Genomic DNA, 10,273 nt, shown 5'->3' with positions numbered 1-10,273 from the left:
GTCGCCGAACTTGGGGGTCGGCGCCTCGACGCCGGGGATGATCACCTCGGCGTCGGTGTCGAGCAGGTAGCGCACCATCATCATCGCGTGGGCCCGTTCCTCGAGCGCCTGGCTGTAGAAGAACGCCGCCATCTGCGGCATGGTCTGCGCGTCGTAGTAGACCGCGCAGGCGAGGTACTGGTTGTGGGCCGCCAGCTCGTTGCCGATCTGGGAGTTGAGCTGCTCGACGAAACGGGCTGCGGGCACCGGGGCCTCCTCAGGCTGCCTGGGGGAGCTTCTGCTTCTGCTTCTTGACCTTCACGAGCTTGCGCTTCCTGACCGTATACCCCTCGGGCAGCGTGCCCTCCTTGAGCATGCGGATCGGGCAGCGCTTGCAGCGGTCCTTGCTCACGCAGCACTTCTGCTTGGGCAGGCCCTTGACCTTCTTGCTGTCGGCCTTCTTCGCTGCCTTCTTGGCGGCCTTCGACTTGCCCTTGCCCACGCAGCGGATCGTAACACGAACTAAGGCAAGCCTTACCTTGCTGTCAGGTCCGCGCCGCACCAGCTCACCGCGCGCCACCCCTCCCCGTTCGCCTCCAGCTCGACGACACCGGTGTTGGGGATCGGCCGCGACTCGGGGAAGCGGGCGCTGACGTTGCCGGCCAGGGCGGGTACGGCGGTGCAGATCGCGCCGCCGTGGCTGATCACCAGGGCGGACTCGCCCCGGTGCTGGTCGGCGACGAGCTCCAGCTCACCGCAGACGCGCTCGATCACCTCGGTCCCGGACTCGGCGCCTTCGATCCGGGCCTCGAGATCACCGTCGATCCACCGGGAGAAGACCGGCCAGAAGGGATCGGGGTCACCGGAGGTCCCGGCGTGGACCCCGACGCCGAACTCGCGCAACCCCTCCCGGACCACCACGTCGACGCCCAGGACAGCCGCGACGATCTCCGCCGTCTGGACGGCCCGGGCCATCGAGCTCGCGTAGATCCGGGAGATCCGGACGTCCCTCAGCGACTCACCCAGCTCGCGCGACTGCGCACGTCCCTCCCTGCTCAGGCTGCCGCCTGCGTCGCTGAGCAGCTCGGACTCGTACTCGGCCTCGCCGTGACGCGCAACGTAGACCCGGGCGGGACAGTGCAGGTTGCTCACCACGCCGATGCTAGGCCCCGCCTGGCCCGCCCATCCGTTGAGTCGGGCCCAGACGTCCCTCGAGTTGGGCCTAAACGTCCCTCGAGTTGGGCCCAGATGCCCTTCGAGTCGGGGCGACGGCCGCCCCGAAGGCCATCGCACCCGACCCGAGGGCGCCCGCCCAGCTCACCGAGGCAGGCGCACCACGCCGGCAGAGACGGCCAGCCAGAACGGGATCAGCAGGGCCGCGACCCAGCTGGTGAACGGAACGATCGTCAGCACGGCCAGGACGACCGCGGCGATTCCGACCGGACGCGGCAGCGCGCGTCGGCCCATGAAGGTCGCCACGACCAGCGCCAGCCCTGGGGCATAGCGAGCCACCTCGGTCAGGTTGACCACCAGGGCGGTCGCTTCTCCCACGCCTGCGCCCGGCTCGGTGAGCATCTGCGCCGCCACGATCGCGCCCGCCCCGAAGCTCGAGTAGTAGAGGGCGTACATCATGGCCACCGCGGATCCGGCCGTCGCCACGACCCGGCCGGCCGTGCCCCTCACGACCGCTCCGAGCCGGACGGCGGCCAGGAACAGGCCGGCGGACACGAGTACGGCGACGATGCTGCCGATCGTGATCGCCACGGCGTCGTCGACGAGGCTGGCGGTGATCTCGGCGCCGGAGTCCCCCGAGAAGCTCGAGAGTGCGAACGGAACGACAGCGGCCGCCGCCGCTGCAGCACAGACGAGCCGCGCCCTCCCGTCCTGCGACGTCTCGGTGGGCCCAGGGGCGGTCGACGTGGAAAGCGTGGCCATGGTGGTCTCCCTCGTGATGTGGCCGACCGTCGTGGTCGGCCGGATGCCACGACGCTAGGGACCGACGTGGGTCCCGACCTCTGCCGAGCGGCCACTTCGCCTCTGCCTGCAGACAGAGGACAGCGGCCCCGGCCACTCCTACGATCGAACCGTGCCACTCCTGCCGGCGTCCCCGCTGCGTCGCGACCTGCTGCTCGCGACGGCGCTCGCCGCGGTGGCTCAGGTCGAGCTCCTCCTCGTCGCGGACCGGATCGACCACCCCGGCTGGCACCACCTCGTGGAGCTGCTGATCCTGCCCGCGCTGGCCCTGCGGAGGATGGCGCCGCTCGCCGCCTCGGCGATCGCGGGAGTCAGTCTCGCCCTGGAGCCAGTACTCGGTCCGGCGCCCGTGGCGACGCCGTACCTGTGCCTGCTGCTCCTCCTCGCGTCGGTGGGCTGGTACGCCTCGCTCCGCTCCGGTCTGATCGGCGTCGGCCTGGTCCTGGCCGGCGGGCTCGTCTACGACTTCACCCGCGAACAGATCGTGTGGGCGGACCTCGTCGTCAACGTCGTGCTGATCGTGGTGGTCTGGGGAGCCGGCCACCTGTTGCGGGTCAGCACCGAGCGCCGCGTCCGCTCCGAGGTGGCAGCGGAACGAGCGGCAGCCGAGGCCACCCGGGCCGAGCGGGCCCGGATCGCCAGCGACCTGCACGACTCCCTGGCCCATGCGCTGACCCTGATCACCCTCCAGGCCGGGAGCGCCCGCGAGCGCAGGGATCCCACCCTCGCCGACGAAGCCCTCGCGGCCGTCGAGCAGACCGGGCGCGACGCCCTGGCCGACATGCAGCGCTTCCTGGCCCTGCTCGGCCCCGGCTCCCCCGACGCCCCGGGCATCCAGGACCTGCCGGGCCTCGTCGAGCAGGTGCGCTCCGGCGGCCTCGACGTCGAGCTCGACGCCGAACCCGGCCAGGTCACGCCCGGCATCTCGACCACGGTCTTCCGCGTGGTCCAGGAGGCGCTGACCAACGTCGTGCGCCACAGTGACGCCCGGACCGCCCGGGTCGCGGTGCACCGGGACGGCGCCGAGCTGGTGGCCCGGGTGTCCGACGACGGTCGTGCGGTGCCCGAGCGGACCACGGGCTCGGGGCGGGGCCTCGCCGGCCTGACCGAGCGGGTGCGGATCGTCAACGGGACCGTCTCCTCCGGCCGCACCGAGCACGGGTGGCAGGTCGAGGCGCGGATCCCCCTCGCGGAGGCATCCGCGTGACCGGGCTACGAGTCGTCATCGCCGACGACGAACCCCTCGTCCGCCAGGGGATGCGGCTCGTCCTCGAGCTGGAGCCGGGGCTGGAGATCCTGGGTGAGGCCTCGGACGGACGGGAGGCGGTCGAGCTGGTCCGGCGCCACCGGCCGGACCTGGCACTGCTCGACGTCCGGATGCCAGGGATGGACGGGATCGAGGCCGCCCGAATGATCTGCTCCGAACCCGATCTTCGGGAGACCCGGGTCGTGGTCCTGACCACCTTCGCCGACGACGAGCTGCTCGTGGGCGCGATCCGTGCCGGGGCGTCCGGCTACCTGCTCAAGAGCATGCCCCCCGACGAGATCCGGTCCTCGGTGCGGGCCGTCGCCGAGGGCAGGGCAATTCTCGCGCCGTCGCTGATGGACCGGCTCCTGCACGAGTACGCCGGCCGCCGGACCGACCCGTCCCCCGAGCTCGCGAGGCTGACCGACCGCGAGACCGACGTGCTGCGCGAGATCGCGACCGGCCGGTCGAACGGCGAGATCGCGGCCCGCCTCTACGTCAGCGAGGGGACGGTCAAGACCCACGTCGCCGCAGTGCTGCGCAAGCTCGACCTGCGTGACCGGACCCAGGCCGCCGTGGCGGCGTACGAGCTGGGGTTGGTCCGTCCGCGCGGGTAGGTTTCCGGTGTGCCGCCCGTGACGCCAGACCCCGTCGGACCCGGCCAGGAGTCCGTCTGGGACTACCCACGACCGCCCCGGATCGAGCCCAGCACCGAGGAGATCGAGATCCGCCTGGGCGGGGAGGTGATCGCGCGGACGCGGTCGTCGTACCGCGTCCTGGAGACGAGCCATCCGCCCTCCTACTACCTGCCCCGGGACGCCTTCGGGGCCGGGGTGCTGCGTCCGGTCGAGGGCACGACGTTCTGCGAGTGGAAGGGCCAGGCGTCCTACTTCGACCTGGTCACCGCCGGGCGAACCGCGTCACGCGCGGCCTGGACCTACCCGTCGCCGACCGCCGACTTCGCGGTGATCCGCGACCACCTGGCGGTGACACCGGGGCTGGTGGACGCCTGCCTCGTCGAGGGTGAGCTCGTCCGCGCCCAGGAGGGCGGGTTCTACGGCGGGTGGATCACCAGTCGGGTGACCGGCCCGTTCAAGGGCGGACCCGGCACGCTCGGCTGGTGAGTCCCCTCAGTCGAGCCCGTTGGCCGTGCGGATCGCGTCGACGATGCCCCCCATGATCTGGGTCAGCCCGAAGTCCTTGGGCGTGTAGACGGCGGCGACACCCTGCTCGACCAGCTTGCGACCGTCGGAGTCGGGGATGATCCCGCCGACGATGACCGGCACGTCCCCGAGACCGGCCGCGCGCAGGCCCTCCAGCACGTCCGGCACCAGCTCCATGTGGGAACCGGACAGGATCGAGATGCCGACGCAGTGGACGTCCTCGGCGACGGCGGCGGAGACGATCTGGTCCGGCGTCAGCCGGATGCCCTGGTAGATGACCTCGAAGCCCGCGTCGCGGGCGCGGACGGCGACCTGCTCGGCGCCGTTGGAGTGTCCGTCCAGCCCGGGCTTGCCGACCAGCAGGCGCAGCCGCCCGCCCAGCTCCTCGCCGGTCTTCTGGACCCGCTCCCGCACGGCCGTGAGCTCGGCACCGGCCTCGGCCACACCGACGGCGCCGGAGACTCCGGTAGGGGCCCGGAACTCGCCGAACACCTCGCGCAGCGTTCCGGCCCACTCCCCCGTGGTCGCCCCGGCGCGGGCTGCGGCCAGCGTCGCCGGCATCAGGTTGGTGTCGGTCTTGGCGTCGGCCGCGAGCCGGGCCAGGGCCTCGGCGACCTCGGTCTCGTCGCGCTGCGCCTTCCAGGCCTCGACCGATGCGATGGCGGCCTGCTCGGCCTCGGGGTCGGCGGCCATGATGGCGGCGTCGAGGTCCGCGGTGAGCGGCGAGGGCTCGGTGGTCTCGAACTTGTTGACGCCGACGATGACCTCCTCGCCGGACTCGATCCGGGCGCGACGGGCGGCGTGCGCGGAGACGAGTGCCTGCTTCATGTAGCCGGAGTCCACCGCGGCGATCGCGCCGCCCATCGCCTGGACGCGGTCCATCTCCGCCCTCGCGCCCTCGACGAGCTCGGCGACCTTGGCCTCCACCACCGGCGAGCCGTCGAAGAGGTCGTCGTACTCGAGCAGGTCGGACTCGAAGGCCAGCACCTGCTGGAGACGCAGGGACCACTGCTGGTCCCAGGGGCGCGGAAGGCCGAGAGCCTCGTTCCAGGCCGGGAGCTGGACGGCGCGGGCGCGGGCTCCCTTGGACAGCGTGACGCCCAGCATCTCGAGGACGATCCGCTGCACGTTGTTCTCGGGCTGGGCCTCGGTCAGGCCGAGCGAGTTGACCTGGACGCCGTACCGGAACCGGCGCATCTTCGGGTCCTCGACGCCGTACCGCTCACGGGTGATCTCGTCCCACAGCTCGACGAAGGCGCGCATCTTGCACATCTCCTCGACGAAGCGGACGCCCGCGTTGACGAAGAACGAGATCCGGCCGACGACCTTCTCGAAGTCCTGCTCGGAGACCTGGCCGGAGCTCTTCACCGTGTCGAGCACCGCGATGGCGGTGCACAGCGCGTAGGCGAGCTCCTGCTCGGGCGTCGCGCCCGCCTCCTGCAGGTGGTAGCTGCAGATGTTGATCGGGTTCCACTTCGGGATCTCGTGGACGGTGTAGGAGATGACGTCGGCGATGAGGCGCAGCGAGTGCTCCGGAGGGAACACGTAGGTCCCGCGGGAGAGGTACTCCTTGATGATGTCGTTCTGGGTGGTGCCGGCGAGCTGGTGGGCCACCTCGGAGGGGTCCAGCTCGGGGTTCTGCTCCTCGGCGACCACCTGGTACATCGCGAGCAGCCACATGGCGGTCGCGTTGATGGTCATCGAGGTGTTCATCCCCGTCAGCGGGATCTCGTCGAAGAGCTTGCGCATCTCACCGAGGTGCGGCACCGGTACGCCGACCTTGCCGACCTCGCCCCGGCTCAGCGCGTCCTGCGGGTCGTACCCGGTCTGGGTCGGCAGGTCGAAGGCCACCGAGAGCCCCGTCTGCCCCTTGGCCAGGTTGCTGCGGTACAACGCGTTGGAAGCCGCGGCGGTGGAGTGCCCGGCGTACGTCCGCATCACCCAGGGGCGGTCCTTCTCGCTCATGCTCCGAGCGTATTGCGTGGCCCGCGCGTGCGGAGGGCGTCTCGGTGTGGGAATCCCGACACCGGTCAGGCCGTGGCGGCCTCGCGCTCGACCTCGACGACGCGGATCAGCCGGGACAGGTGGAGCAGGCGGCGCACCGCCGGACCACAACCCCGGAGGGTCAGGTGGTGGCCGAGGCTCACGGCGCGGCGAGTGGCGACGGCGAGCACCCTCAACGCGGTGACGTCGATCGAGTCCACACCGGTGAGGTCGATGACCAGGTCCTCGTCGCGCGAGTCGAGGTGGTCGTAGATGGCGTTGCGGACCTCCCACGTGCTGCGCACGTCGAAGGCGCCGTTGAGCACGAGCCTGTCACCATCGGTCTCGATGTCCATCGCCGCTCCTCCCCCGGAGTGCCGATCCCGCCGAAATCGGCAGCATCGGTGATCACTATGACGCGCTCGACGCCGAAATCGTTGCTCTTTTCTCAAGAACTGGTCGTTGTTTTTCTCAACGAGTCCGCGAGGCCGCGTCAGAGGTGCATCGGTCGGCCCCACTACGCTCGAGACATGGTCAACCTCACCCGCATCTACACCCGCACCGGCGACAGCGGCGAGACCCGCCTCGGTGACATGAGCACGACCTCCAAGAACGACCTGAGACTGCACGCCTATGCCGATGTCGACGAGGCCAACGCCCATCTCGGCGTGGCCCTCTCCGTCGGGGGCCTCGAGGACGACGTGGTGACGGTCCTGACCCGCGTGCAGAACGATCTCTTCGATGTCGGGGCCGACTTCTGCACCCCCGTGGTGGCCGACCCCGAGTACCCGCCGCTGCGCATCGAGCAGGACTACATCGACCGGCTCGAGGGCTGGTGCGACCAGTACAACGAGTCGCTGCCGGCGCTGCGGTCGTTCATCCTCAACGGTGGGACGCCGGCCGCCGCCCACCTCCACGTGGCCCGCACCGTCGTACGTCGTGCTGAGCGGTCGGCGTGGGCCGCGCACGCCGAGCACGGGGAGACGATGAACCTGCTCGCGATCAAGTACCTCAACCGGCTCTCCGACCTGCTGTTCATCCTCGCCCGGTACGCCAACCGGGAGCGGGGGGATGTGCTGTGGGTTCCGGGGGGCGAGCGGTAAGCCGTCTGTCGCTTTCCTGGCGGGGAGGGCGGTGGGGCCTTCCGCCGGTTTCCCCGGCGGGCCGGGGAAACCGACACTTCTCGGCCGTTGCAACGGCTGAGAGGTGCATGGATCCGCCGAGGTGTGTGACCCATGAGGCCCAGGTGAGAGCCGGCAGCGCGACAGCGGGTCAGGCGAGGAAGACCAGCACCACCAGCGCGAGCACCAGCAGGACCGCCCCCCTGGTCAGCAGCTTGACCCCCGCCACCACGCGGAGGCTGGCGACCATCCGTGCGTCCGCGTCGGCATCGGGACGACGTCCCTCCCGGTGGCCGGTGACGACGCGGCGGAGCCCCCGGCCCATCACGGCGAGCGCTGCGGCCGCGAGGAGGAGTGCCACCGAGGACATGGGCCCAGTGTGACGCCAGAAGCATGAGGGGCGCCGGGTCAGGCCCGGGCGTCGACCGGTTGTCGAGCAGCCGGGATCGCCAGCGCGGACGGCACCACGACCACCGCCACGACCAGCAGCGCCGACAGCGTCCCGACCCGGTCACCCACGAACCCGACCAGGGGCGGACCGCCCAGGAAGGCGACGTATCCCATCGTGGCGACCACGCTGACGCGCGCCGCGGCCCGCCCCGGATCGTCGGCGGCCGCGCTCATCCCGACCGGGAAGCCCAGGGACGCGCCGAGACCCCACACCACCACGCCGACGACCACCAACGCCGGATGACCGCCGTAGACGACCAGCAGCAGGCCGACCACGGCGGCTGTTGCCGTGGTCAGCAGCACCCGCACCCGGCCGAACCGGTCGAGCAGCGCAGTACCGGCCACCCGCCCCGTCGTCATGGAGGTCACGAAGAGCGCGAAGCCGGCGACCCCGAGCCAGTCCGGCGCGCCGTACCCGTCGATCAGGGCGAGTGCCAGCCAGTCGTTGGCCACGCCCTCGGTGAGCGCGAACGCGAGCACCATCAGCCCGATCGCCAGGGTGCGCGGTTCCCGCCAGGCGGCGAGGCCGGACGCCCCTGCGTGCTCCGGGCGCGCGGGGAGGAAGCCGGCCGAGGCCCACGACGACGCCGCCGCGGACAGCACGCCCACGGCTCCGAGGTGGACCACCAGCGGCACGTCCAGGGCGTTGACGGGGACGCCGATGCACGCGCCGAGGATGCTGCCCCCGCTCCAGGCGGCGTGGAAGCGCGGCAGGATCGAGCGTCCGAGGGACCGCTCCACGGCGGCCCCCTCCACGTTCATCGCGACGTCCCACACGCCGGTTCCCACGCCGTTGACGAAGAGCCCGAGGGCGGCCACCGGCACGGATGACACCAGCTCGGTCCCCGCCGCGGCGACGGTCAGGCCCGCTGCCACCAGCACGGCGCCGGCCCGTACGACGATCGACGCCGACCACCGGTCGATCAACCAGCCGCTGGAGGGCAGGGCCACCAACGACCCGGCCGCGATGGACAGCAGGAGCAGTCCCAGACCGCCGTTCGACAGCGTCAGATCGGCGCGCAGGTCGGGCAGCCGCGAGACCAGGCTGGCGAAGCAGAGACCGTTGAGGACGAAGACCAGCGCCACGCCGCGACGGGCCCGGTCGGGGCTGTCCGCCACCCCCAGGGACGTCACAGTTCCTGGATGGGCCGCGGCGGACCGGCCTCCAGCCAGGCCTGCAGCCCGGTCAGCGCGGCCGGGCCCATCGCCAGCTCCACGTCGCCTTCGGGCACCGCGCACCGCACCACCAGGTGATCGGGGTAGAGGGACATCTCCTCCGCGCCCTCGGGATCACGCTTCCCCTCGAACGTCATCACCGACCTGCGCCAGACCCGTTTCGGCCGCGCGGAGAGCGAGAAGAGGCGGAACCACTCGAGGTCGTCGCCGGAGTAGCGGCCCACCCCGAGAAGCCAACCGCGCCCGGCCCTCTCGGACCGGACGCGGTAACTCATCTCGAAGGTCCCGCCGTGGCGGGACAGCACCCGGCGGCGGACCACCAGTGCGATGCCGTAGATCAGGGCCAGACCCAGCAGGACACCGGCTGCGTCGAGCAGCCACTGCCACAGCGGCATCCGTCACTCCCTGGCCCTCAGTGCCCGAGTCGGGCACAGCGTGCGCCTACGGTAGCGGCCTCGCCGCGACCGCCACCAATCAGCCCCCGCTGGCCGCCAGCCGCTCCTTGCGCTCGTCCAGCAGCCGCTTGGCCTCGTCGTAGTTGCTCTCGAAGGAGATCTCGGCGTGCTCGCACAGCAGGCGGACCTGGTTGCCGGCGACGGAGATGAAGCCGCCGTCGACGGCGGCCACCCAGTGGCCGTCGTCGACCGTGCGTACGTCGACCTGGCCCGCACCGAGGACCGACATGATCGGGGTGTGGTCGGCCATCACCCCGATCTCGCCGTCCAGGGTCCGGGCGTTGACGACCGTGGCCTCGCCGGACCACAGCTCCCGGTCGGCCGTCACCAGCGCGACCTGCATCGTCTTCGCCATCAGAGGCTCTTCTGGATCTCGTCCCAGCGCTGCTCGACGTCGTCGAGACCGCCGCACATGAAGAAGGCCTGCTCGGCCACGTGGTCGTAGTCACCGTCGGCGATCTTGTTGAACGCCTCGATGGTGTCGGCCACGGGGACCGTGGAGCCCTCCTTGCCGGTGAACTGCTTGGCCACGTAGGTGTTCTGCGACAGGAACCGCTGGATCCGGCGAGCCCGGGACACGATGACCTTGTCCTCTTCGGAGAGCTCGTCGACACCGAGGATCGCGATGATGTCCTGGAGCTCCTTGTTGCGCTGCAGGATCTGCTTGATCCGGATCGCGCACTCGTAGTGGTCCTTGCCGATGTACTGCGCGTCCAGGATCCGCGA

The 10,273-nt window shown here is 71.1% G+C and carries 14 protein-coding genes and 1 pseudogene; 4 read left to right on the top strand and 11 right to left on the bottom strand.

What is annotated here, in order from left to right; all coding sequences use genetic code 11:
- The 4 genes from VFN12_RS11835 to VFN12_RS11820 all read right to left on the bottom strand — a co-directional run.
- Positions 1-246 (bottom strand): ferritin (locus VFN12_RS11835; protein WP_325118892.1); only part of this gene is annotated, 246 nt, incomplete at its 3' end.
- Between the two features lie 10 nt (positions 247-256).
- Positions 257-481 (bottom strand): hypothetical protein, encoded by a 225-nt coding sequence (locus VFN12_RS11830; protein WP_325118891.1) that lies wholly within the window; start codon positions 479-481, stop codon positions 257-259.
- Positions 482-513: 32 nt separating this feature from the next.
- A complete protein-coding gene (locus VFN12_RS11825; RefSeq protein ID WP_325118890.1) occupies positions 514-1,131 on the bottom strand; it encodes a histidine phosphatase family protein in 618 nt (205 codons plus the stop codon).
- A gap of 165 nt (positions 1,132-1,296) precedes the next feature.
- Positions 1,297-1,914: a hypothetical protein gene (locus VFN12_RS11820; RefSeq protein ID WP_325118889.1), complete on the bottom strand. Its 618-nt coding sequence runs from the start codon at positions 1,912-1,914 to the stop codon at positions 1,297-1,299.
- Between the two features lie 151 nt (positions 1,915-2,065).
- Between VFN12_RS11820 and VFN12_RS11815 the strand changes: the two genes are divergently transcribed.
- From VFN12_RS11815 to VFN12_RS11805, 3 genes are read left to right on the top strand one after another with little or no spacing between them, the layout of a single operon-like run.
- Positions 2,066-3,160: a sensor histidine kinase gene (locus VFN12_RS11815; RefSeq protein WP_325118888.1), complete on the top strand. Its 1,095-nt coding sequence runs from the start codon at positions 2,066-2,068 to the stop codon at positions 3,158-3,160.
- Positions 3,157-3,816 carry a response regulator transcription factor gene (locus VFN12_RS11810; RefSeq protein ID WP_325118886.1) on the top strand — a complete coding sequence of 220 codons (660 nt, stop codon included), beginning with the start codon at positions 3,157-3,159 and terminating at the stop codon, positions 3,814-3,816. Before VFN12_RS11815 ends, VFN12_RS11810 begins: the two co-directional genes overlap by 4 nt.
- An 18-nt stretch (positions 3,817-3,834) precedes the next feature.
- Positions 3,835-4,323 (top strand): DUF427 domain-containing protein, encoded by a 489-nt coding sequence (locus tag VFN12_RS11805; protein ID WP_325118885.1) that lies wholly within the window; start codon positions 3,835-3,837, stop codon positions 4,321-4,323.
- A 6-nt stretch (positions 4,324-4,329) separates the two neighbouring features.
- Here VFN12_RS11805 and VFN12_RS11800 read toward each other — a convergent pair whose 3' ends face one another.
- Together VFN12_RS11800 and VFN12_RS11795 are read right to left on the bottom strand one after the other, a co-directional pair.
- Positions 4,330-6,327, bottom strand: coding sequence for a protein meaA (locus tag VFN12_RS11800; protein WP_325118884.1), 1,998 nt, complete (start codon positions 6,325-6,327; stop codon positions 4,330-4,332).
- 65 nt (positions 6,328-6,392) lie between these two features.
- Entirely contained in the window at positions 6,393-6,701 is a 309-nt protein-coding gene (locus VFN12_RS11795; protein WP_325118883.1) for an STAS domain-containing protein, read from the bottom strand.
- Positions 6,702-6,875: 174 nt separating this feature from the next.
- Between VFN12_RS11795 and VFN12_RS11790 the strand changes: the two genes are divergently transcribed.
- Complete coding sequence (locus tag VFN12_RS11790; RefSeq protein WP_325118882.1) at positions 6,876-7,448, top strand: cob(I)yrinic acid a,c-diamide adenosyltransferase; 573 nt, start codon at positions 6,876-6,878, stop codon at positions 7,446-7,448.
- Positions 7,449-7,617: 169 nt separating this feature from the next.
- Here the strand turns inward: VFN12_RS11790 and VFN12_RS11785 are convergent, their stop codons facing one another.
- From VFN12_RS11785 to VFN12_RS11765, 5 genes and pseudogenes are all read right to left on the bottom strand, one after another.
- Positions 7,618-7,836: a hypothetical protein gene (locus VFN12_RS11785; protein ID WP_325118880.1), complete on the bottom strand. Its 219-nt coding sequence runs from the start codon at positions 7,834-7,836 to the stop codon at positions 7,618-7,620.
- Between the two features lie 38 nt (positions 7,837-7,874).
- Entirely contained in the window at positions 7,875-9,050 is a 1,176-nt protein-coding gene (locus VFN12_RS11780; RefSeq protein WP_325118879.1) for an MFS transporter, read from the bottom strand.
- Positions 9,047-9,487, bottom strand: coding sequence for a DUF2550 domain-containing protein (locus VFN12_RS11775; RefSeq protein ID WP_325118878.1), 441 nt, complete (start codon positions 9,485-9,487; stop codon positions 9,047-9,049). Before VFN12_RS11775 ends, VFN12_RS11780 begins: the two co-directional genes overlap by 4 nt.
- A gap of 79 nt (positions 9,488-9,566) precedes the next feature.
- Entirely contained in the window at positions 9,567-9,902 is a 336-nt protein-coding gene (locus VFN12_RS11770) for a F0F1 ATP synthase subunit epsilon (protein ID WP_325118877.1), read from the bottom strand.
- Positions 9,902-10,273: pseudogene (locus VFN12_RS11765) on the bottom strand (F0F1 ATP synthase subunit beta); the annotation flags it as partial. The gene VFN12_RS11770 and the pseudogene VFN12_RS11765, both read right to left, overlap by 1 nt.

The sequence above is a fragment of the Nocardioides sp. genome, from assembly GCF_035703625.1.
Classification (GTDB): Bacteria; Actinomycetota; Actinomycetes; order Propionibacteriales; family Nocardioidaceae; genus Nocardioides.
This window is presented reverse-complemented; position numbering and strand designations above follow the sequence as displayed.

Coding starts and splice junctions, on each gene's coding strand:
- VFN12_RS11820 (WP_325118889.1), bottom strand. CDS start 1,914: ATGGCCACGCTTTCCACGTCGACCGCCCCTGGGCCCACCGAGACGTCG.
- VFN12_RS11800 (WP_325118884.1), bottom strand. CDS start 6,327: ATGAGCGAGAAGGACCGCCCCTGGGTGATGCGGACGTACGCCGGGCAC.
- VFN12_RS11795 (WP_325118883.1), bottom strand. CDS start 6,701: ATGGACATCGAGACCGATGGTGACAGGCTCGTGCTCAACGGCGCCTTC.
- VFN12_RS11790 (WP_325118882.1), top strand. CDS start 6,876: ATGGTCAACCTCACCCGCATCTACACCCGCACCGGCGACAGCGGCGAG.
- VFN12_RS11785 (WP_325118880.1), bottom strand. CDS start 7,836: ATGTCCTCGGTGGCACTCCTCCTCGCGGCCGCAGCGCTCGCCGTGATG.
- VFN12_RS11775 (WP_325118878.1), bottom strand. CDS start 9,487: ATGCCGCTGTGGCAGTGGCTGCTCGACGCAGCCGGTGTCCTGCTGGGT.
- VFN12_RS11770 (WP_325118877.1), bottom strand. CDS start 9,902: ATGGCGAAGACGATGCAGGTCGCGCTGGTGACGGCCGACCGGGAGCTG.